Below are 22,218 nucleotides of genomic sequence, written 5' to 3' on the forward strand. Positions count from 1 at the left end.
TTACTTCGCGGCCTCCGGAGCAGCTACAGGGACAGTCATGATGTTGATAGAAGCTTGCTTCTTAGCAACACGCAGACCCTGACGGATAGCATTCTTATACTGGCTGTTATCTAAGGTAACCCACTGACGGTTTTGCTGATCCCAGGCACCTGATTGTTCAGCATCGGTGGTCTGATAAAGCAGACCGATACGACCAATACGCAGGATTTCTACGTCGCGAGCTTCGCCGTCGATTTCTACGCTGTCTTTATACGCTTCAATCTTACGGCCATATTCGTTTTCGATTTTGTAAGCTTCCAATACCTGACGGAATTTCTCAGCGTCGGTAAGGCTGGCTAGATCGAGATTGCCGCGCAAGAACTCAACACGCTGTTGGCGCTCTTCTAATAGGAAGGGAACATCCAGGGCTACATAATCATCGAGGGCGGCGATCATACGCTCTACCAATGGTAAGATTTGACGCTTAACCTCGGTTACCTGTTCGATGGAATTCTCAATGCTGTCGATACGTTTGTTCTGGTTATCGATTTGACGATCGAGGCGGGCGATATAGACCTTGAGGCCTTCTACCTGCTTTAGTACGTCTTTGTATTCTTGCAGACGGTCACGGGTTTGGTCGCTGATCTTGTCGATCTTAACTTGAGATTTTTGTGCAGCTGCGGTCTTGGCCTGTCCTACCTGGAATACTTTATCCAGATCATCTGCACCAACAGATTGAACCACCAACGCGCTTGCGGCTACGGATGTAGCAAGCGCTAACGTTTTGAATCGATGCATCTTCATAGATGTTCCCTTGGGTTATCTCACGAAATTTATTATTTACAACGTTACTGCAGGGGGGTTACTACTACAGGACGATTTTTCTATGAGTCGCATTCTAATAACTATACACCCTGTTAAGCAATGATCTTCGACAGGTGAAAAGCAAAAGGGTAGTGAGGTAACAAACTGAAGCGGAAAATACTGGAATCTACGTGGAATTGCGTATCAATATAGCGGTTTCGGTAACACCGATAGTTATGTTTTACATTTTTCGTAGTTATGTAGGTGGATAATTACGCATTGTTAAGCTATATGCCAAATACGCTGCGTCAGTATTTCTACTTACGTAACGTATTTGTTACCTTTATGCTCACGCACGAGTATAAAGGCAGAAACTGTAGTCATAGGGGTTGGGTCCCTCGGCGGCAAATCGCTCAATTGAGACCTGGTTCCACTGCGCCCAATCGAGCTCGGGGAAGTAGGCGTCCCCCTCAACGCTGTCACTGTGCACCTTGGTCAGGTATAGATTATCGGTATAGGGTAGCGCCTCTTCGTATAACTGCGCGCCTCCGATAACCATCACCTCGTCTCCGCCCTCGATGATAGCGATACTCTCGGCCATGGCCAACGCCTCGGCCAGACTGTGAACCACCTTTACTCCCTCTGCCTGATAGTCGCTGTTGCGAGTGACGACAATATTGGTGCGACCGGGCAACGGCCGGCCAATCGAGTCGAAGGTCTTGCGCCCCATAATAACCGGCTTGGCCATGGTGACCCGCTTGAAGTACTTGAGATCGTTGGGGAGATACCAGGGCAACTGATTATTACGGCCGATGACGCGGTTGTCTGCCATCGCAACAATAAGAGATATTTTCATAGCGTATTTCACAGGTGAGGAGTGGTCGTAGCGCTTCTGAATGAAGTGCTACGTCTGATACCGAGAGAGGTGTTCTCCCTTCTTACTTAGCCAACCAGCAACCGACATAGGCGGTGATAAAGGCCTGCTCTTGAAACATCTTTAAACCGGTATCGGCAAACAAGATGGGCATCGGCTGCTCTTTCAATTGAGCCTTGATCTCGGCGGCAGTAACAATCTCGACCGGCAGATCATCTATCAACTGCAGTGCCGCTTCCATTTTGAAACCATGGGCGCTGCCGGCAAACTTGCCCTTGGGCTGGCGCTGTTTGATCACGACTTTCTCGACGCCGTAGTCTTCCGCCAACTTCTTCACGGCGAACTGAAAACTGCGCAATTGCTCAGCACTGTTGATATCGACCAAATTCAACTTTCGCGTGCGGCAGTCTGGCAGGCCAAACAACTGGCCGGTTTGCTCAAGCAGACAAATATTTGCCTCATTAGCCTTCATCTCTATACCGAGAATTTTCATGCAAAACCCCTAATCAATAAATGGCGCCATTATAACAACATTAAGCCACAGCACACGTAATAGCGATGGCGGTAACCAATAAAGCGCCGTGTCTGTGTATTCGCCGCTTAAACGGCCACCTTGCCAGCAATATGTGGCTGGGCAACATAATCGACCAGCTCGAAATCATCGAAGGTAAAAGCGAACAAGTCCTTCACATCGGGGTTCATCTTGATTGTAGGCAGTGCCGTCGGTGTTCTGCTGAGTTGTAAATCAACCTGCTCCAAGTGGTTGGAATATAGGTGGGCATCGCCGAAGGTGTGAATAAAATCGCCAACCTCTAAATCACAGACCTGTGCCACCATCATGGTTAACAACGCATAGGAGGCGATATTAAACGGCACACCGAGGAATATATCGGCGCTGCGCTGGTACAGTTGGCACGATAATTTGCCGTCGGCGACATAAAACTGAAACAGGCTGTGACAGGGCGGCAGCGCCATATTTTCGACCTCTGCAACATTCCAGGCACTGACGATGTGACGACGGGAATCTGGGTTGCTCTTAATTTGATTAACCAGATTTTCGATCTGATCAATAGTGCCGCCATCGGGCGTTGGCCAACTGCGCCACTGATGGCCATAAACTGGGCCTAGCTCACCGTTTTCATCCGCCCACTCATCCCATATTTTCACCCCGTGCTCATTGAGGTATTTAATATTGGTATCGCCACTGATAAACCACAGCAACTCATGAATAATCGAGCGCAGGTGAAGCTTCTTGGTGGTCAACATCGGAAAGCCATCGGCAAGGTCGAAACGCATCTGGTAACCGAAAACACTGCGCGTACCGGTGCCGGTACGGTCAGACTTATCACCGCCGTTGTCGCGCACATGTCGCATCAGATCTAAATATTGCTGCATTATCGTTCCTTAAATTTAATCGGGCACTAGGCCGCTTTTGGCTTAGGAATTAACTGGTCGGCGTTACGCTTGTAGGCATACATCATCATCGCAATACCAATAAAAATCATTGGCAGCGACAGTTCTTGGCCGCGGCTCATCCAGCCAAAGGCTTCCAAGCCAAGATGGGCGTCGGGCTGACGGAAGAACTCGACGATAAACCTAAACAGACCATAGGTGATTAAAAACAAGCCAGAAACTGCCGCCCGCGGCCTCGGCTTGGCGGAGAACCAAAAGAGAATCACAAACATCGCAATGCCCTCCAGGCCCGCTTGATACAGCTGCGAGGGGTGCCGCGCCAGCTGCTCTGGGTCGGCAGGAAAGACCATTGCCCAAGAAACATCGGTGGGGCGCCCCCACAATTCTTGGCCAATGAAGTTGCCGATACGACCGAGGCCGAGACCGATAGGCACTATCGGTGCAATATAGTCGAGTAATTCAAACGGCTTGACCGCCGTTTTTTTGGCAAAGGCCCACATTGCGACAATGACACCGAGTAGACCGCCGTGAAAGGCCATGCCCCCCTCCCAAACACGCACCAACCACAGCGGGTCCGCCAGAAAGCGATCCATACCATAAAAGAACACATAACCTAAGCGGCCGCCGACGACGATACCGATGGCACAATAGAAGATTAAATCATCGACCTGCTCTCGCTCTGTCAGCGGGTAGCGACCGGTGGCTGCCCGACGACTGGCCACCCACCAGCCGCCGGCAAGACCAAACAAATACATCAATCCGTACCAGTGAACTTCCAGCGGCCCTAATGCAATGGCTACAGGATCAATTTGTGGGTAAGTCATCATAGCGTTTAATCACATCTCAAAGAGTTACTAAATATTTCTCAGTATAAATTGGCTGCCTATCAGCAACAAAAACAGCGCGAATACCTTTTTTAATTTTTCCGGCTCTAACCGGTGAGCCAGCTTGGCACCCTGGCGAGCAAAAATGGTACTGGTCAGCACAATACCAACAAATGCTGGCCAATAAATATAGCCGGTACTGTATGCCGGCAAGCCTTGCTCGCCCCAGCCCTGCACCATGCTGCTGGTAGCACCGGACAGCGCGATAGGCAGGCCGCAGGCGCTCGAAGTCGCCACTGCTCGTTGCATTTGTACGTTACACCAGCTAAAAAACGGCACAGAAATGGAGCCGCCGCCGATACCAAAGATCGCCGACACCCAACCAATCGCTCCTCCGCTGGCAAACAATAGCGGCGCGCTAGGTAATTCTCGGCTAGGGTTGGGCCTCAGTGACAGACCCATTTGAATGGCGACGATAATAACAAAGATTCCGATCGCAAGCTGCAAAGTTTGCCCCGATAAATGGTGAGCAAATTGAGCGCCAAGCCAGGCACCTAACAAAATGCCCGGCGCCATGCGGATAAACACCACCCAATCGACGGCACCTTTTTCATGGTGAGTCTTCACCGAGCTCAGCGAGGTAATCATAATAGTCGCCAGCGAAGTGCCGACGGCCAAATGGGTTAGCACCTCAGCCGACACCCCTTGCAGCGCGAAGGCAAAGACCAACGCAGGCACGATAATCAAACCACCGCCGACGCCAAATAAACCGGCAATGAGACCGGCAAAGGAACCCAGTAGTAAATAGATAACAATTGACATCATTGGTTCAAACTCTTTATGGCTTAAATCGATAATCAGCGAAAATTAGGCGCAAGGTGTATTCAATGCCTGTTGGGCCGTAGCAACTTGTTAATTCCCATCTTCTGCAACGCGCTATCGACATAGGACTCCACCTCAGAGGCGCACTCCATTCCCTGCACTCCCGCCCACAAGGCGTCGGCCTGATCTTTGCGCATGCTGCGCAATACTGATTTCACTCTGGGCAGGCTGCTGGAACTCATCGACAATACGTTATAACCCATGGCCACTAACAACACAGCCGTGGCGGGGTCACCGGCCATTTCCCCACAGATTGACACCGGCTTACCCGCCGCGGCAGCCGCCTGAGCGACTGACGCCAAGGCTTGGAGCACCGCAGGGTGATAGGCATTATACACCGATGAAACCCGCGCATTATTACGATCCACTGCTAGTAAATACTGGGTTAGATCGTTAGACCCCACTGACAAGAAGTCTACCTTCTTAGCCAAGATACCAGCCTGGTAAACCGCCGCCGGCACCTCGATCATCACTCCCACAGGCGGCATTCGACACACCACTCCCTCATCGGCTAATTCTTTGTGCGCCCGATGAATTAACGCCAACGATTCATCAAGCTCTCGAACACTGCTAATCATCGGCAGCAGAATTCGCATATTATTGAGGCCGACACTGGCCCGGATCATGGCGCGCACCTGAGCCAAAAATATCTCTGGGTGATCCAAGGTTACCCGAATACCTCGCCACCCGAGGAACGGATTATCCTCTTCAATCGGAAAATACGGCAAGCCTTTGTCGCCGCCGATATCGAGGGTTCGCATTGTCACCGGACGCCCTTTGAAGGCCTCCAGCTGGCGGCGATAAATAGCCACCTGTTCCGATTCCGAAGGGAAACGATCATGCAGCAGAAAGGACACCTCAGTACGATACAGCCCGACCCCCTCGGCCCCTCGCTCGATGGCGTGGTGTAACTCTGTTTCCAAGCCGGTGTTGGCCAACAATGGCGTGTGATGACCGCAAAGCGTTTCACAGGGCAGATCTTTTAAGGCCTCGAGACCTCGGCTGACCAGTTTCTCTTCCTGCAGAATCAGCTCGTAGTCGCGACGAATTTCATCGCTGGGGTTGGCCAGGACAGAGCCACTATAACCATCGAGAATCAACTGACAACTATCGAGCTGCGTATGCGGCAGGTCGACCACCCCCATCACAATCGGAATGCCCAGTGCCCTGGCCATAATGGCCACATGGGAATTACTCGAGCCCTTCACCGACACCAGGCCGATCAATTTTTCCTCTGGCACCTCAGCCAGCATCGAGGCAGTGATTTCCTCGCCAACCAAAATAGTATTGTCCGGGTATTCCGCCCGCTGCGCCTCTACCGCGCGCAGATAACTGATCACTCGGCGCCCCAGGTCCTTAATATCGACGGCGCGCTCACGCAGATAAGGATCATCCATTAAATCGAAGACCTTGGCGTGCTCGCGGACAGTTTTTGCCACCGCCCACTGCGCCCACTGTCCCTGCTCTATCTTGGCCACCACCTCGCCGCCAAGAGCCTTGTCGTCAAGCATGCTGAGATATACGTCGAATAAAGCCAACTCTTCCGGTCGCAGCTGGTTTTTAACGTTGCTCTTCATCTGCTTGATATCGCGGCGCACCATGGCCAAAGCCTTACCAAAGGCCAGGGTTTCCCCCTTGCTGTCCTCTGTCGCTCGGCGAGGTATCGACTTTAAATCAAGCTGTTGCGAGATAACCACAGCGCGACCAATGGCCACACCCAGGCCGCCTGCGGTACCCTTAAATGTTGTCCCTCGCAACGGGCTATCGACGCCGTCAATGGCACCGGTGGCCTCCGCGTGAGCAATAAGCGCCGACAACTGGGCGGACATGGTCACCAGAAAGGCTTCATCGGCCTCATCGAAGCGTCTTATTTCTCGCTGCTGCACCACCAACACACCAAGTACATTCCGGTGGTGAACAATGGGTACACCCAAAAAGGCGTGATAGGCCTCTTCGCCAAGTTCTGGAATCGGCTCAAAATTGGGGTGTTTGGAGGCATCTTCAATGTTGACCGTCTCCTCACGAGCGGCCACAAAACCTACCAAGCCCTTATCGACGGCCAGGGTGACCTTGCCCTTACAGGATTGGTTAAGACCCTCGGTCGCCATCAACTGATAGCGGTTAGTCTTGGCGTTGAATAAATAGACGGTACAGACTTCGGTGCGCAGCGCTTGCTGCACTCGATTGACAATAATATCGAGGACTGTCTGAAGGTCTCTGGCGCTGTTGACCTCTTGCACGATTCTGCGCAGATCGACTAATTTATTGCCCTCGTCCATCCTTGATGATTTTTTCACTACGCCCCCGCTCGATACAGCCGATAATGTCTCGGCGCCAGCTCTTTCATCGCCTTGCGATACACCTCTCGCTTAAACGAAATCACCTGGCCTAACGGGTACCAGTAACTGACCCAGCGCCAGCCGTCGAACTCTGGCCGCTGCTGACAACTGACATCGATCGACTCGTCCGGTGCCAACATCTGCAGCAAAAACCACTTTTGTTTTTGGCCGATACAAATTGGTGGTGAGTCATGCCGGATCAAGCGCTGCGGTAGACGATAACGCAACCATCCCCGCGTACAGGCCAATACCTTAACATCACTGGGCTGCAGGCCGATTTCTTCGCGCAACTCGCGGTACATTGCCTGCTCGGGAGTCTCTCCCTCACCAATACCGCCCTGAGGGAACTGCCATGATGTCTGGCCTACTCTTTTAGCCCACAGCACCTGACCGCGATGATTCGCCAGCACGATACCTACATTGGGTCTAAAACCATCAGCGTCTATCACCACCGCTCCTTTTTATCAGTGAATAATCAGCATATTAGCCATTCAATACTATAGCTAAACACAAATTTGTTAATGCTGCTATTGTTCCACAACTCAGGCCATTCACAAAACCCTCATTGAGCCTCTGTAAAATTGCCGGTATGCTTTGCGCCAATCAACAAGCGCACTGCAGTTCTATTACACCCGCTTTAGAAGGTACTCTCTGTGACTCTAGCTATTTTCGACCTCGACAACACCCTTATCTCCGATGACAGCGACCACCAGTGGGGCGAGTTTCTTATCGCCAAGCAACTGGTTGACGCCGAGGCTTTTAAAATAGCCAACGATCAATTTTACGAGGACTACAAGGCTGGCTGTCTCGATATAGTAAAATACCAAGAGTTTGCCCACGCACCACTGACCAAATACAGCCAGCAAGAGCTGGCCGAGCTGCACCAGCAATTTATGCAGGAGGTCATTGAGCCGTTGATTCTGCCTAAGGCTGTTGCCCTTATTGATCAGCACCGCCAGCAGGGCCACACCCTCTTGATTATCACCGCCACCAACCTGTTCGTCACCGGCCCCATTGCCGAGCGTCTCGGTATCCCCAATATTCTTGCCACCGAGGGCGAAATAATCGATGGCCGCTACACCGGCAAAATGCAGGGCACGCCCTGTTTCCAAGCCGGCAAAATCACTCGCCTGGATCAGTGGTTGTCTGAGCGTGATGAAGCAACTGCCGACGCCTATTTTTACAGCGACTCACACAATGATTTACCGCTGCTGGAGCAGGTCGACAACCCGGTTGCTGTAGATCCGGACGAGACACTCAGAGCCACTGCAGAGCAGCGCGGCTGGAAAATCATCAGCCTGCGTGACCAACAATAACAGACATAAAAAACGGCGCTGATAAGCGCCGTTTTTTTATGCTCCGCCGAAGTTAATCCGCCGGTAGAATTCTCGCCATTACCGTCTTAATGTATTCCGTCTCTGGTATAGAGGGGTGGATCGGGTGATCGCAGCCCTGGCCGAAACGCTCAAGTAACTGCGATTGGCGGTCGATATGACGAGCCGCGCCGCGGACCACGTCGGTCAATTTATCAACCGGCAGATGCATCGAACACGAGGCAGAGAACAGAATGCCATCCTTCTCTAGCAAGCGGATAGCCAGCTGATTGATCTTGGCATAGGCTTTTTCACCCTTGGCCGCATCTTTTTTACGCTTGATAAAGGCCGGCGGATCGACAATCACGATATCGAACTTCTCGCCCTCAGCGAGCAATGCCTGCAATGCTTCGGCAGCGTTGCCCTGCAGTGTGCCTACCTTGTCGGCAACACCGTTAAGCTCGGCATTTTTTTCAACCCAGTCAAGAGCCTTTTCCGAGCTGTCGACACAAACCACCTCGCTGGCGCCAGCCACCGCGGCTTGAATACCCCAACCACCGATATAACTGAACACATCCAGCACACGCTTCCCCTTAGAGAGCTGTTGCAGGCGAGCACGGGCGGGGCGGTGATCGAAAAACCATCCTGTCTTTTGGCCGCTGAGAATGGGGGCAATAAACTTAACGCCATTTTCAATGAGTTCAACCTCATCACCAATCTCGCCATGCACAACCTCAACATACTTATTAAGGCCTTCAGCATCGCGGGCGCCGGTGTCATTCTTCATCACAATGGCGCGGGGCGACAGTACTTTCAACAGCGCCTCAACCACCTGATCCTTGACCAGCTCCATGCCGGCTGTCGCTATTTGAACACAGACGACATCTTGGAATCGGTCGACAATCAAACCGGGCAAACCGTCGCTTTCGCCGTAGATTAAACGATAGCTGGGTTGTTCAAACAGACGTTCACGTAAAGACAGCGCCACTTTCAGCCGATGCACGATCAGCGATTTATTCAGTTCGTGCTTGCTGTTGCGCGTCACAATACGGGCACAGATAAGATTGGCCGGATTAACATAGGCAACACCCAACGACTTGCCGCCGCTATTAGTGACATTCACCTGCTGGCCGTTTTCAAAGTTTTTTAACGGCGTAGCGTCAGTATCTACCTCGTTACTGTAGATCCACAGGTGACCGGCTTTAATGCGGCGATCACTACGAGGTTTGAGCCTGAGTTCAGCGAGCTGAGATGACATGGTAATACCCATAAAAAAGACAAAAAAAAAGGCGATTAGGCTGAGATATTAACCAAAGCCTAATCGCCGAGACCAATTATAGTAAAAACTCGCTTGGTCTGTCTGCTTTATCGGACGATTTATTCGTCTTCGCAGAGTTGTTCATAACCCTCAGCATCGAGCAGATCGCTCAATTCTGATTCGTCAGTAATCTGCAATTTAAAGAACCAACCGTCGCCATAGGGGTCTTCATTCGCGCTTTCTGGTGTTTCTTCTAAGGCTTCGTTAACCGCAACCACGACACCAGAAATCGGAGCATAAAGATCAGAGGCGGCCTTAACCGATTCAACAACACCTGATTCATCGCCGGCACTGAGCTCGGCACCAACTTCAGGCAGTTCGACAAAAACGACATCGCCCAGTGCTTCTTGCGCGTGATCGGTAATACCGATAACCGCTGTGCCGTCATCTTCTAAACGGATCCACTCGTGGGAAGAAACATATTTCAATTCAGAAGGTGTGTTGCTCATAAGAAGCCTCTTATCAAACGATAATTTAGTAAAGCCTGCGATTTTACTCTGCCAATCGGCAAAAGCAATACTCGTGGGCCAGCATTTCGCCAGTTATGGTGACTATCTATTTAGTCAATACACTAACGGGAGCGGCTAATCAGCACAATCACGGGGATCAAGCCGGCCAAAACCAGTGTTACCGCCGGCACAGCCGCCCGCTCCCACTCGCCTTCGGCGGTCATTTCAAAAATCCGTACCGCCAGGGTATCCCAGCCAAAGGGGCGTAGCAGCAGTGTCGCCGGCATTTCCTTCATCACATCGACCAATACCAGCAGCATTGCAGTCAACACGCCGGGGCGCAGCATTGGCAGATAAATGCGGCCGATGAGACGCCAGGAGTTTGCACCGAGTAATTTGGCGGCCTCGGGCACCGATGGACGTACCCGCTCGATACTGGACTGCACCGGCCCCATTGCCACCGCCAGAAAACGAACAAAGTAGGCCAGCAACAAACCCGCCAAGCCGCCGACTAATACCGGCGCGGTGCCACCACCCAACGCCTGCTGCAGCGGGACCAATAACTCGCGATCGATAAAACCAAAACTCATCACCACGCCGACAGCCAACACCGAACCCGGCAGGGCATAACCCATGCCAGCCACCGTTGTTGCCGCCTCGGTTAAACGATTGCCATAACTGCGCTGGGCAAAGGCGATCAGCAAGGCGGCGGTAACAATAATTGCCGCAGCGCCGAAGCCTAGAATCAGTGTGTGTTTTAACAGCTGCAAATAACGGCCACTGATTTCTGTTTCGATCACCTCCATGGCCCAGAGCGCCAGCTGAATCACCGGTATGACAAAGCAAACAACAACAATCGACCAGCAATAAAACGCCACTAAGTAACGTCGAGCGCCGGTCAATTTTATTCGGTAATGGTGTTGAGGCCGACGCCCCTGCTCATCCCGGCCACCGTTGCGGGCATAACGCTCGGTCATCAAGGCCAACACCACGAATAACATTAACAACGAGGCCAATTGCGCCGCAGCCTGTAGGTTGAACAAGCCAAACCAAGACTTATAAATCGCCGTGGTAAAGGTATCGTAATTAAAAACAGAAACCGCCCCGAAGTCGGCCAGGGTTTCCATCAAGGCCAGCGCCAAACCCGCCACAATTGCCGGCCTCGCCATCGGTAACGACACCTTGAAAAAGGCCTGAGTATTATTTAAACCCAATACTCTAGAGGCCTCTATCACATCGCTGCCCTGCGCGACAAAGGCACTGCGGGCCAGCATATAAACGTAGGGATAGAGCACCGCGGTCATTATCGCGACCACGGTGAAATGGTTGCGCACATCGACGCCAAAGCCTGGCTGGATACTGCGTATTGCCTGCTGTATAGGCCCCATATAATCCCACTGCCCCAACACCACGAAGGCCAATACATAAGTAGGGATCGCCAGCGGTAGCATCAGAGCCCACTCGCAATATTGACGGCCAGGAAAATCACAGAGGGTGGCAAACCAGGCCAGGCTGACCCCCAACACAGTGACGCCAACCCCCACACCAACCAGCAAAATAGCCGTGTTGATCAACAGATCAATTAACTGCGTTTGGTAGAGATGACGCCAGACATCGCCCTGAATATCACTCCAGCTAAAAGCGATGACGGCAACAGGCATTAAAACCAAAAAACCCGCCAGTAGCGGGATCAGTCGCCACAACATTCGGCGAGTATTGCCAGAGCGGGCAACCAGGGCCCGCTCTGCGGTAACACTAGAGGACATTATTAACGATAGCCTACCGTGTCCATCAGCATAACAGCCTCAGCCTGACGCTGACCCGCAATACCAATATCAACATCATCCTCTTTGAACTCACCCCAGGCCTGCACCTCGGCAGAAGACTTCATCGCTGGATTAACCGGGAACTCTTGGTTGATGTCCGCCAGAATTTGCTGCGCCTCACCCTCGCTCATCCATTCGATGAACTTGATCGCCTCGGCACGGTTTTTGGCATATTTAGTAACACCAGCACCAGAAACATTGACGTGGATACCGCGATCATCCTGGTTAGAGAAGAAGATCTTCAGCGGCAACTCCTCACCCTTGTCTGCCGTCGCTTTTTGCAAACGACCGAAATAATAGGTGTTTACCACGGTGACATCACACTGACCTGCTATCACAGCCTGCATCGCCTGCGTGTCGTTAGAGAAAGGTGCGACAGCCAGATTATCGACCCAGCCGGTCAACACTTCCTTGGCCTTATCCGCGCCATTGGCCTCGATCATCGTGGCGACCAGTGATTGGTTGTACACCTTTTTCGAGGTGCGTAAACACAGGCGACCCTTCCACTCTTCATCGGCCAAGGCCTCATAGGTGGAAAGCTCTTCAGGGCTGACACGATCGGGGGCATATACGATAACGCGGGCACGCTTTGAAATAGCAAACCAACGGTTTTGCTCATCCTGTAGGTAGGACGGCACGTTTTGCTCAAGTGTGGCGGACTCAACAGGGCTTAATAAATCCTGTTCGGCAGCGTACCAGAGGTTGCCCGCATCGACGGTAACAAAGATATCGGCCGGGGTATTCTCACCCTCAGCCTGTAAGCGGGTAATCAACGGTGCCGCCTTATCGGTGACATACTGGATATTGACACCAGTCTCGGCGCTGTAGAGATCAAACAATGGCTTGATCAGATGTTCTTTACGCGAGGTATAAACGACCAATTCTTTCGCCGCCTCAGGCGCTGCTTCAGGCTGGCTCTGTTCCGTTGCCTGCTTATCGCCGCTACAAGCTGTCATCATGGCAGAAACTGCAGCCACAGAAAGCAACGATATGGATATTTTCTTGAAAGTCATTATGTTTCCACCATGAATCTATTTTAAAGAAAAAGAATGATAGCGATTATCATTTGCGCTATCAAGTCTTTGACCATGATCTGGCGCTATAAAAGTGCAAATACTTACAAAAAGTATGGGATTAACTTGATTTAGCAGGAGGGCAGCGCCACCGGATTATATTTCGGTGGCCTGCTTAATCAGATAGCGCTTGATACCGGCAACTGACGACACCAGCCGCATGCCACTGTTGCGCAGCCAGCGAACCGGCAGTGCCGGCTGATTAAATAGCCGCTTCAAGGCCTCCATCAACGACATCATACGCAGATTATCGGCCATTCTGCGGCGCTGATAACGCGACAGCGTTGCCGTGGAACCCAGGGCAGTATGACGCTGTTTGGCCCGCAAGATTTCCTCGGCCAACACCTCGACATCCTTCAGCCCCAGGTTGATACCCTGACCAGCCAATGGATGAATAGTATGGGCCGCATCAGCCACCAGCGCTAAACCAGGCCGGAAATAGTCTTTGGCATGACGCTGGCGCAGCGGGAAACTAAAACGTCGACTAACGGCGCTGATATCACCGAGGCGATGCTCGAACTCTCTCGCCAACACCGCGGTGAAATCATCATCTGACAACGCCATCATCTGCTCGGCCCGCTCTGGCGGCAGCGACCAGACGATCGACAATTTGCGCTCTGACTCGCTGGCCAAAGGCAGCATTGCCAACACGCCATCATCAGTGAAACGCTGCCAGGCTGTCGCCTGATGAGGTTTGCTGGTTTCGACAGTGGCGACAAGGCCGCAGTGATTATAATCCCACTCGCGGGTCTCGATGCCCGCCTGTTGGCGCAGTGGTGAGTTGGCACCATCGGCGGCAACAATCAGCGCCGCTGACAACTGCTGACCATCGGCTAACTGCAGTTGCCAGCTGTCGCCAACCGGCAACAATTGCTCAACCGCCGCCGGGGCGATGACGTCGATATTGCGCGCCTGGCTGACTCTAGCCATTAACGCAGCAATGGTAATTCTGTTTTCAACAATGTGGCCAAGCACATCGCAGCCGGCCTCCGCCGCATCGAAGTCTAAGCTGGCTGTACCCTCGCCATCCCAAACTCTCATCGAATAGTAGGGGCTTACCCGCGCCGACTCGATGGTAGACCAAACCCCCAACGAGGTAAGAAAACGCTGCGATTTTGGTGTTAAGGCACTGACCCTGGGGTCAAAGCCATCGATGCTGTCGATACATTCTGGTAACTCAGCCGAGCTGGCAAACTGCTCAATCAACGCCACCGTGATGTCGGTATCAGCCAAGGCCGCGGCCATTGAACTTCCCGCCAAACCGCCACCGACGACAATCACATCATAATCAATCGTATTACTGTCTGCCGCTGCGCTTCGTATACTGTTTACCATGATTTACTTAACACCTACCAATAGATGATTGGTTTGCTCAATACCCGCCGCATGCCGGACAAAAGGCTGTTTCAGCAACTCGATATTGTCGAGCATTAACAGCCCCATCTCTCGGGCAATCGACAGCGGCCAAAACTCAGAGGCAAACACCTCCGGCAACAGATCACTGAAGCCAGTAATCATCCGCTGATCCAACTGCTGCCTGTGCAAATACTGATTCAACACCGCAATCGATGCGATTGATTGATCGGCTTTTTGGGCCTCTGCCAAGGTTAATATTAACGCCGTAATATCACGCAGCGCCAGATTAAAGCCCTGCCCCGCCACTGGGTGCAGCAGGTGGGCGGCATTACCCATGACAACAATACCGGTTCGTACCTGCTCACAGGCCTCGACCAACTGTAAGGGATAACTGAAACGCTCGCCCACAGCCTCAATTTTACCCAGGCGATAGCCAAAACGACGCTGTAGTTCATCGATAAAAACAGTCTCATCACAGCTTAGCCAGTCATCGATCTCTTCTTCCGGTCGCGACCACACCAGCGCCGAGCGTCGCTCCGTTGCAGCGCCACCAACCAGCGGCAATACCGCCATTGGACCGTCGCCCCCAAAGCGCTCAAAGGCCCAGCCTTGGTGATCGTCAGCCGTTTGAATGTTGGCCACGATAGCCGCCGCCCGATAGGACTTTTTACGGTATTGAATACCCAGGGATTGCGCCAGTTTAGAGCCGACACCATCGGCAACAATCACTAACTTGGCGGTGAGCTGGCTCTGCTGCTGTTCCGCCTTACCGGTGATATCAAGCCGGTTAAATCCTTCGCATGGCGTCACCTTGTCGACAGTCGCCGGTGCAATAATTGTCAGACCTTGCTGCTGTTGCATCGCTGCCATCAACACCCGACCCAGCCACTGGTTCTCGACAACATAACCCAGGCTTTGCGGCTGCTCGGCATCCATTACCATGGTGGCGGGACGGGCGGCTCTGGAGACGTGAATATGGTCGATCGGCTGACAGTGCTGCGCCAACTGCGACCAAATACCCAGCTGCTCAAATATGGCTTTGGCGCCGCCGGCCAAGGCAGTGGAGCGAGCATCGAAACTGGGTTGATAAACCGGCTTGGCCGCATCGGTCGACATCGGAAAACCCTCGACTATCGCCACCGACAACGCCGGCAAATAACGCCCCAGCGTCACCGCCAGGCTGGCACCCACCATACCGCCACCGACGATGACGATATCAAAGTCGACTGCCTCATCGGTCTTAGTCATTGGCTGCGGCCATTAACGCTTCAATCTCGGCAATCGTTTTGGGCACTGCCGCAGTAAGGTTTTCACAGCCATTGGCCGTTACCAAAATATCGTCTTCGATACGGATACCAATCCCCCGCCAACGTTCATCCACTTCAAGGTTGTCCGGTGCCACATAAATGCCGGGCTCAATGGTTAACGCCATGCCCGGCTGCAGTGGACGCCATTGGCCATCGACACGATAATCACCGACATCATGAACATCCATACCCAACCAATGGCCGGCACGGTGCATATAGAAAGCAGTGAATGCCTGACTCTCAATCAATTCGTCGACACTGCCGGTTAACAGGCCCAGCTCAACCAAGCCCTGGGTAATCACCTCGACGGTGACCTCGTGGGCACGATTCCACGGCACACCCGGCTTAACCACCTCGATAGCGGCCAGTTGAGCCTTTAAACACAGTTCATACAGTGCCTTTTGTTCGGCACTGAACACCCCGTTGACTGGGAAGGTTCGTGTGATATCGGCGGCATAGTGTTCGAGTTCACAGCCGGCATCGATCAACACCAGATCACCATCGTTAAGCATTTGATCATTCTCGATATAGTGCAATATACAGGCATTGGCACCACCACCGACAATAGTGGTGTAAGCTGGAGACTTGCTGCCATTTTTAGCGAAGGCATAGAGAAACTCTGCCTCCAGCTGGTACTCCATCATACCGGGCTGGCAGACACGCATGGCCTGACAGTGCGCCTCGGCACTGATTTGACCGGCGCGGCGCATAATCTGCTGCTCGGCCTCGCTTTTAATCAGTCGCATTTCACGCAACAGCGTCGACACATCGGTGAATTGGCTCGGAGCCAGAACACCGGTTCTGGCCTTCGCCCGCACCGCATTCAACCACGCCACCACCTGCTGGTCGAAGGCTTGGCTGACGCCGACGGTGTAGTAAATACTGGCCTTATCTGCCAGCAATTCTGGCAGCTGCTGGTCTATTTCACCGATTGAATAGGCCTGATCTGCACCATAGGTTTCTTCGGCGCCCTGTTGACCGGCACGCTTGCCGTCCCAGATCTCTTTGGCCGGGTCACGATCACGGCAAAACAACACAAATTGCCCCGTGCCGTTTTTGCCATCTGGAATCAATACCGCCATCGCCTCCGGCTCATTAAAGCCAGTCAGATAAAAAAAGTCACTATTCTGACGGTAAGGATATTCAGCATCACCGTTGCGAAGAAAGCTCTCGGCGGAGCTGATGATGGCAATGCTATTACCGTCCATTTGGGACATTAAGGCTTGGCGGCGAGCACTGAATTCGGTCATTGAGATAGGCATAGTTTCACGCAGATATAGTGTCGATAGATTCGTTGTTGTTATTCACTGGCAGGGCAGGGCCTCACCAGCTTACTATCATATATTAATGCAGCGGTTTGTCACCGCGGTTGAACAGCTCGCCAACAGAGCTTATCGCCTCTTCATGAGCCTCTCTGTTTGCCTTCTGGTCGGCTGAGTCCATGTCGGCCTCACCCTTGTTACTCTCACCGGCACACTCCAAAAACACATGCAGCGCTGCTAAGCGAACATATTCGCTGACTTCCAGGTAGTCAGCCTCAAGCTTAGGGTCATCTTCATCATCCAAACCAATTTGGGCAATAGCGGCCAAATCGTGCAGCGCCTCTCTGGCATCATCTGGCCAAGTAGCAATAATGGGGTCGGTAATACCCGACTGAGCAAAGCCCGATAGAAAACCCTGACACCAGTGCCCCAGTGACTCAATGCGAATGGCGACATCATGGTCTTCATCGGGTAACAGTAAGCCGAAGGAGAGGCTCTCATCCGTCAAGGCATTGGCAATGGTTTGGCCAATTTCGACCAGCTCTTGCTGCTGCAATGAATTGGCCTGATACTCTACGTCAATCAGCTCAGCCATAAAATTGGGCCAGCCACCATCGGGTTCTTTCTTATCCTTGATACAACCTGCCAGCATGCCACTGACACTGCCATGGAATTCAGCGGCGGAAACCAGGGAGCCAAGCTCGACCAACAGGTCACAGACATCATCAAAATCCAGCGGCTCAGCTTCGTATTCAGTAGTCATGGTTTCTCCACTACGACAAAACTCTTATATTAGCACTAAAGCCCTGCAGACTATCAGCGAAATACGCAACATCGACAATCAATTCATCTATTCACTCAAGCAATTGATTTTATCGACATCTTTACAACGATTTAAGCATCGAAAGTTGACCGGGTAATACTGGCAAATTATAGTATGCTATCAGCTATCAATTTCTTAATACTGCAGCGATTTTAATGGACGAAGACGAAATCAACATTCTCGAAGCCAAAGTCAATAGCTTACTGGCTTTTAGCGACAGGTTATTAGAAGAGAATGAACAGCTAAAACGCCAGCAACGTCAGTGGGCCGAAGAGCGCGTGCAGCTGCAAAACAAGAATAATCAAGCCAGTGATCGCATCAAGACAATGATCGATCGACTTAAAAAAACAGGTGATAAAACAACACCTTCCGATAGTTTGAAATAACGCCATGTCAAACAATACTGTAACCGTTAACATTCTAGACCGCGACTACCAAATCAGCTGCGGCGAAGAGCAACAACAAGAGCTTAGCGACAGCGCCAAAAAGCTCGATCAATCGATGCGTGATATTCGCAACGGCGGCAAAGTGATTGGCCTAGAGCGCATCGCCATCATGGCCGGACTCAATCTTAGCCACGAGCTGATTCAACAAGGCAATCAAGACAGCGGACTTGAAAGCAAGCAGCAACAGCGTATTCGTGCTCTCAATATCAAGCTCGATAAGGCGATTGCCAAACATCAGCGCCTCGCCGCCGACCAGGGCCAATAGTAAGCTATTGGCTGCCTTTACTTTTATCCAGCAATCACCCAAAAGCCCTTTATTAATAGCATAATATTTATTTCATCCAGGGTGCATTCGGGTCGTAAACCGCGCTATAATCAACCATACCCTGGGGTATTGGCCAGTTCGCAAGTCCTCGAGCCGATAATCTATACCCCGGTGTCCTCCAGCTAGTGTTGGTGTGCATGTCCGCTCGACGGAAAGCCTAATGCATTACTGAGGCCACCACCTTGAACTTTACGGTTCAAGGCCAAGCCAACAGCGGTACCTTGGGGTCACTCTTCTTCTGCAAGACATCATTCAGCAGCGCCTTTTAATGCCAGATTCTACGCCGACAACCCAACTCCTGCGCCAGCAACTGCGCAGAAAACGACGCCAACTCAGCAGCAATCAGCAGCGAATAGCCAGTCGCACTGTCTGTCACAGTATCATTAAACTGAAAGAATTCCGGCGCGCTCAGAGTATCGGACTCTATTTGGCCAACGACGGCGAAATTGACCCCTGGCCACTGTGCCAAGCTGCACTATCCGCGGGAAAGAAAGTTTACCTACCCATCGTTGGCGACAATTACACACTGAGTTTTCATCGCTACCAACGCCACCAGCGCCTGCGGCGCAATCGCTACAATATCCAAGAGCCTCTTCGGCGCACACGTAGAATAACGTCACTCAAGACGCTGGACCTACTCATTATGCCGCTGGTAGGTTTTGACCGGTATCGCAATAGAATAGGTATGGGCGGCGGCTTCTACGACAGAGCTCTGTCATTCAAACAACGCCACAAACACAAAAAACCCAGCCTTTTTGCCATTGCCCATCAGTTTCAACAATGCCAACCACTCTCGCCACAGTCATGGGACGTAAGAGTCGACAAGGTTATCAGCGACAAGGCGATGTATTAATAGCCTTAGCGACGAGTGGCGAAGGCTGTATCGGAAATAATCGGCTGCAACTGAGCGCGCTCTGCCTCTGTAGTCATCGAAGGGGCGACGGCGGTAATCAAAACACCGAGAGTAAATACCACGGCCAAGATAGTGAGGAGATCTGGTTTAGCCAACTGCGTTCCCCTTCAAAGTTATCATCATATTTTTCTTATTATTATTTGAATTAAAGACAGGGTGTTTATTACAGGAGGTTATACTAACGTAAAAGAAATCGACGCGCGAGAGACCACTGTCACAACTTTCGCCGAATAAACAGTCATTTTCTTTTTATAAGCGACACCTCAGGGTGAAAGAGCGGCAGAAAACCGCCCCAAACCATCGCCCAGGTGTGAGATTAACCCATGAACAGCTGGTAGGCCTCGTTATCGGTCTCTTCGTTGTAGCGATAACCCAGCTGCCGCAAAAACTGCTCCAGCTCTGGCTTATCCTCGGCTTTCGCCTGCAGACCGACCAACACCCGGCCGAAGGCCGCGCCATGGTTACGGTAGTGGAACAGCGTGATATTCCACGAGCCACCCAGCTTGGTCAAAAAACGCATCAGCGCGCCGGGACGCTCCGGGAACTCAAAGCTGTAGACCAGCTCGCTGCCCACCTGTGGCGCATGACCACCGACCATATGGCGAACATGAAGCTTTGCCACCTCATTATCGGTTAAATCGACAACGGCATATTCCAGTGCGTTTAAATCTGCCAACAACAGCGCCCGATCCGAGCCGCCGGCGGCAATTTGCACCCCCACATACACTTGGGCAGAACTATCATCGCTGTAACGATAGTTAAACTCGGTCACGCTGCGCTCACCCAAGGCCTGACAGAACGCCTCAAAGCTACCTGGGCGCTCGGGAATAGTCACCGCCAACACCGCCTCGCGTTGCTCGCCGATTTCCGCCCGCTCCGAGATATATCTGAGACGATCAAAATTAGTATTGGCACCACTGTGTATTGTCACCAAAGTCTGACCGGTCACCCCAGTTTGCTCACAGTATTTTTTAAGTCCTGCCAAACCAACAGCACCCGCAGGCTCTGAGATAGAACGGGTATCGTCGAAGATATCCTTGATCGCCGCGCAGATTTCATCGGTACTTACAGTGATCACCTCGTCGACAGTTTCACGGATAACCCGGAAGGTCTCCTCGCCGATTTGAGCCACCGCCACGCCATCGGCAAAGATACCTACCTCAGGCAAAACCACACGCTCATCGGCAGCCATCGCAGCGGCCAGACAGGCCGAATCCTCGGGCTCGACACCGATGATTTTGACCTCTGGACGGACATACTTGATGTAGGCAGCAATACCAGCCAGCAGGCCTCCGCCACCAACAGGCACAAACACCGCATCAATATCACCCTGATGCTGGCGCAAAATTTCCATGCCTATCGTGCCTTGACCGGCAATAACAGCCGGGTCGTCAAACGGGTGTATATAGACCATGCCTTTATCGGCGACTAATTGTTTGGCATAGGCAGAGGCTGCATCATAAGCGTCACCGTGCAAAACCACCTCTGCACCACGCGCCCTTACTGCATCGACCTTGATCGCCGGTGTTGTCTTCGGCATTACGATAATCGCCTTAACCCCGAGATGTTTGGCCGACATGGCCAAGCCCTGCGCATGATTACCCGCCGATGCTGCCACCACACCACGGCTGCGCTCCGCCTCAGTCAACTGAACCATCTTGTTATAAGCGCCGCGAAGCTTGAAAGAATAGACCGGCTGCAAATCCTCTCGTTTCAAGAACACCTTATTACCCAACCGTTCAGACATAATCAGTGCAGGACTCAACGGTGTCTCTATCGCAACGTCATAGACGCGGGCTTCAAGGATTTTTTTTACGTAAGACTTGGGCATGTTCATTCCAACGGTTTCGGGATACTGCGTGTTTTCTTGTATGGTAAATCATTTAATAGGCGTCAATAAAGCCGCAAGACGCTATAATCAGCTATTCATTTCATCTATGCGCCAGAAACAGACATCATGACTCAAGACGAACTCAAAAAAGCGGTGGCGCTTGCCGCCATCGACTACATCAAACCCAAGCTTCATCGCGACGCGATTATCGGCATTGGCACGGGCTCAACCGCCAACTGTTTTATCGATGCACTGGCCGAATACCGCGACGATTTTGCTGGCACTGTTGCCAGCTCTGAGGCTTCGGCACTACGCTTGGAAAGCCACGGCATCGAGGTATTCGAGCTCAACAGCGTCAACAGCATCAGTGTATATATAGATGGCGCCGACGAATCTAACCACCAGTTACAGCTAATCAAAGGCGGCGGTGCCGCCCTGACCCGCGAGAAAATCGTCACTGCCGTAGCCGATGAATTCGTCTGTATCGCCGACGAAAGCAAACTGGTTAAGACTCTTGGCGACTTCCCACTACCGGTTGAAGTCATCCCAATGGCTCGCTCTTATGTCGCCCGCGAACTGCTCAAGCTAGGCTGCAGCCCAGTCTATCGTGAAGGCGTGGTCACCGATAATGGCAATATCATCATCGACTGTTACGACTTCCCCATCGACCAGCCATTCAACACCGAAAAAGCGATTAACAATATTGTCGGCGTCGTCACCAATGGTTTGTTTGCCATCAAGGCTGCCGATGTCTTACTGCTGGCCACCCAACAAGGCGTCAAAACTCTACGCGCTGAATAACCTACTATTCGTCAGCGATAAAAAAGGCAGCCTAGGCTGCCTTTTTTATCGCCGTTGTTA

Annotated in this window: 23 protein-coding genes and 1 other RNA gene; 6 read left to right on the top strand and 18 right to left on the bottom strand. The window is 52.0% G+C overall.

Annotated elements, in window-relative coordinates; all coding sequences use genetic code 11:
- From L9P87_RS14825 to rppH, 8 genes are all read right to left on the bottom strand, one after another.
- Positions 1–783 (bottom strand): DUF3450 domain-containing protein, encoded by a 783-nt coding sequence (locus tag L9P87_RS14825; protein ID WP_237445541.1) that lies wholly within the window; start codon positions 781–783, stop codon positions 1–3.
- Between the two features lie 349 nt (positions 784–1,132).
- Positions 1,133–1,639: a dihydrofolate reductase gene (locus L9P87_RS14830; RefSeq protein ID WP_237445542.1), complete on the bottom strand. Its 507-nt coding sequence runs from the start codon at positions 1,637–1,639 to the stop codon at positions 1,133–1,135.
- Positions 1,640–1,721: 82 nt separating this feature from the next.
- Complete coding sequence (locus L9P87_RS14835) at positions 1,722–2,150, bottom strand: DUF3010 family protein (protein ID WP_237445543.1); 429 nt, start codon at positions 2,148–2,150, stop codon at positions 1,722–1,724.
- A gap of 107 nt (positions 2,151–2,257) precedes the next feature.
- Positions 2,258–3,052 carry a thymidylate synthase gene (locus L9P87_RS14840; protein WP_237445544.1) on the bottom strand — a complete coding sequence of 265 codons (795 nt, stop codon included), beginning with the start codon at positions 3,050–3,052 and terminating at the stop codon, positions 2,258–2,260.
- A 26-nt stretch (positions 3,053–3,078) separates the two neighbouring features.
- Positions 3,079–3,897, bottom strand: coding sequence for a prolipoprotein diacylglyceryl transferase (gene lgt / locus L9P87_RS14845; RefSeq protein WP_237445545.1), 819 nt, complete (start codon positions 3,895–3,897; stop codon positions 3,079–3,081).
- 27 nt (positions 3,898–3,924) lie between these two features.
- Complete coding sequence (locus L9P87_RS14850) at positions 3,925–4,719, bottom strand: sulfite exporter TauE/SafE family protein (protein WP_237445546.1); 795 nt, start codon at positions 4,717–4,719, stop codon at positions 3,925–3,927.
- A gap of 59 nt (positions 4,720–4,778) precedes the next feature.
- On the bottom strand, positions 4,779–7,073 hold the full coding sequence (gene ptsP / locus L9P87_RS14855) for a phosphoenolpyruvate--protein phosphotransferase (RefSeq protein WP_435531799.1): 2,295 nt from the start codon (positions 7,071–7,073) through the stop codon (positions 4,779–4,781).
- Complete coding sequence (rppH, locus tag L9P87_RS14860; RefSeq protein ID WP_237445547.1) at positions 7,073–7,564, bottom strand: RNA pyrophosphohydrolase; 492 nt, start codon at positions 7,562–7,564, stop codon at positions 7,073–7,075. The genes ptsP and rppH overlap by 1 nt, the downstream gene beginning before the upstream one ends.
- 204 nt (positions 7,565–7,768) lie before the next feature.
- Between rppH and L9P87_RS14865 the strand changes: the two genes are divergently transcribed.
- The gene (locus L9P87_RS14865; protein ID WP_237445548.1) at positions 7,769–8,431 is read left to right on the top strand and encodes a histidinol-phosphatase; all 663 of its coding nucleotides are present in this window, start codon (positions 7,769–7,771) and stop codon (positions 8,429–8,431) included.
- A 52-nt stretch (positions 8,432–8,483) separates the two neighbouring features.
- Here L9P87_RS14865 and L9P87_RS14870 read toward each other — a convergent pair whose 3' ends face one another.
- From L9P87_RS14870 to L9P87_RS14905, 8 genes are all read right to left on the bottom strand, one after another.
- Positions 8,484–9,686, bottom strand: a complete 1,203-nt coding sequence (locus tag L9P87_RS14870; RefSeq protein ID WP_237445549.1) for a class I SAM-dependent rRNA methyltransferase — start codon at positions 9,684–9,686, stop codon at positions 8,484–8,486.
- 119 nt (positions 9,687–9,805) lie between these two features.
- A complete protein-coding gene (gcvH, locus tag L9P87_RS14875) occupies positions 9,806–10,195 on the bottom strand; it encodes a glycine cleavage system protein GcvH (RefSeq protein ID WP_237445550.1) in 390 nt (129 codons plus the stop codon).
- Between the two features lie 122 nt (positions 10,196–10,317).
- Positions 10,318–11,961, bottom strand: coding sequence for an ABC transporter permease (locus L9P87_RS14880; RefSeq protein ID WP_237445551.1), 1,644 nt, complete (start codon positions 11,959–11,961; stop codon positions 10,318–10,320).
- Positions 11,962–11,963: 2 nt separating this feature from the next.
- Positions 11,964–13,034, bottom strand: a complete 1,071-nt coding sequence (locus tag L9P87_RS14885; RefSeq protein ID WP_237445552.1) for an extracellular solute-binding protein — start codon at positions 13,032–13,034, stop codon at positions 11,964–11,966.
- 156 nt (positions 13,035–13,190) lie between these two features.
- Entirely contained in the window at positions 13,191–14,429 is a 1,239-nt protein-coding gene (locus L9P87_RS14890) for a UbiH/UbiF/VisC/COQ6 family ubiquinone biosynthesis hydroxylase (RefSeq protein WP_237445553.1), read from the bottom strand.
- Between the two features lie 3 nt (positions 14,430–14,432).
- Positions 14,433–15,698 (bottom strand): 2-octaprenyl-6-methoxyphenyl hydroxylase, encoded by a 1,266-nt coding sequence (gene ubiH / locus L9P87_RS14895; RefSeq protein WP_237445554.1) that lies wholly within the window; start codon positions 15,696–15,698, stop codon positions 14,433–14,435.
- A complete protein-coding gene (pepP, locus tag L9P87_RS14900) occupies positions 15,691–17,019 on the bottom strand; it encodes a Xaa-Pro aminopeptidase (RefSeq protein ID WP_237445555.1) in 1,329 nt (442 codons plus the stop codon). The genes ubiH and pepP overlap by 8 nt, the downstream gene beginning before the upstream one ends.
- An 82-nt stretch (positions 17,020–17,101) precedes the next feature.
- On the bottom strand, positions 17,102–17,782 hold the full coding sequence (locus tag L9P87_RS14905; RefSeq protein WP_237445556.1) for a UPF0149 family protein: 681 nt from the start codon (positions 17,780–17,782) through the stop codon (positions 17,102–17,104).
- A 215-nt stretch (positions 17,783–17,997) separates the two neighbouring features.
- Between L9P87_RS14905 and L9P87_RS14910 the strand changes: the two genes are divergently transcribed.
- The 4 genes from L9P87_RS14910 to L9P87_RS14925 all read left to right on the top strand — a co-directional run bounded on the left by L9P87_RS14910 (position 17,998) and on the right by L9P87_RS14925 (position 19,466).
- Positions 17,998–18,228, top strand: a complete 231-nt coding sequence (locus tag L9P87_RS14910; RefSeq protein ID WP_237445557.1) for a TIGR02449 family protein — start codon at positions 17,998–18,000, stop codon at positions 18,226–18,228.
- Between the two features lie 4 nt (positions 18,229–18,232).
- Positions 18,233–18,553 carry a cell division protein ZapA gene (locus L9P87_RS14915; protein WP_237445558.1) on the top strand — a complete coding sequence of 107 codons (321 nt, stop codon included), beginning with the start codon at positions 18,233–18,235 and terminating at the stop codon, positions 18,551–18,553.
- A 115-nt stretch (positions 18,554–18,668) separates the two neighbouring features.
- Positions 18,669–18,845, top strand: a non-coding RNA gene (gene ssrS / locus L9P87_RS14920) — 6S RNA.
- Positions 18,846–18,881: 36 nt separating this feature from the next.
- The gene (locus L9P87_RS14925) at positions 18,882–19,466 is read left to right on the top strand and encodes a 5-formyltetrahydrofolate cyclo-ligase (RefSeq protein ID WP_237445559.1); all 585 of its coding nucleotides are present in this window, start codon (positions 18,882–18,884) and stop codon (positions 19,464–19,466) included.
- A gap of 5 nt (positions 19,467–19,471) precedes the next feature.
- Here the strand turns inward: L9P87_RS14925 and L9P87_RS14930 are convergent, their stop codons facing one another.
- Both L9P87_RS14930 and ilvA read right to left on the bottom strand, forming a co-directional pair.
- A complete protein-coding gene (locus L9P87_RS14930) occupies positions 19,472–19,621 on the bottom strand; it encodes a hypothetical protein (protein WP_237445560.1) in 150 nt (49 codons plus the stop codon).
- Between the two features lie 221 nt (positions 19,622–19,842).
- The gene (gene ilvA, locus L9P87_RS14935) at positions 19,843–21,357 is read right to left on the bottom strand and encodes a threonine ammonia-lyase, biosynthetic (protein WP_237445561.1); all 1,515 of its coding nucleotides are present in this window, start codon (positions 21,355–21,357) and stop codon (positions 19,843–19,845) included.
- A gap of 126 nt (positions 21,358–21,483) precedes the next feature.
- Between ilvA and rpiA the strand changes: the two genes are divergently transcribed.
- Positions 21,484–22,158, top strand: a complete 675-nt coding sequence (gene rpiA / locus L9P87_RS14940) for a ribose-5-phosphate isomerase RpiA (RefSeq protein WP_237445562.1) — start codon at positions 21,484–21,486, stop codon at positions 22,156–22,158.
- Positions 22,159–22,218 lie beyond the last annotated feature (60 nt).

The sequence above is a fragment of the Sinobacterium norvegicum genome, from assembly GCF_923077115.1.
Classification (GTDB): domain Bacteria; phylum Pseudomonadota; class Gammaproteobacteria; order Pseudomonadales; family Sinobacteriaceae; genus Sinobacterium; species Sinobacterium norvegicum.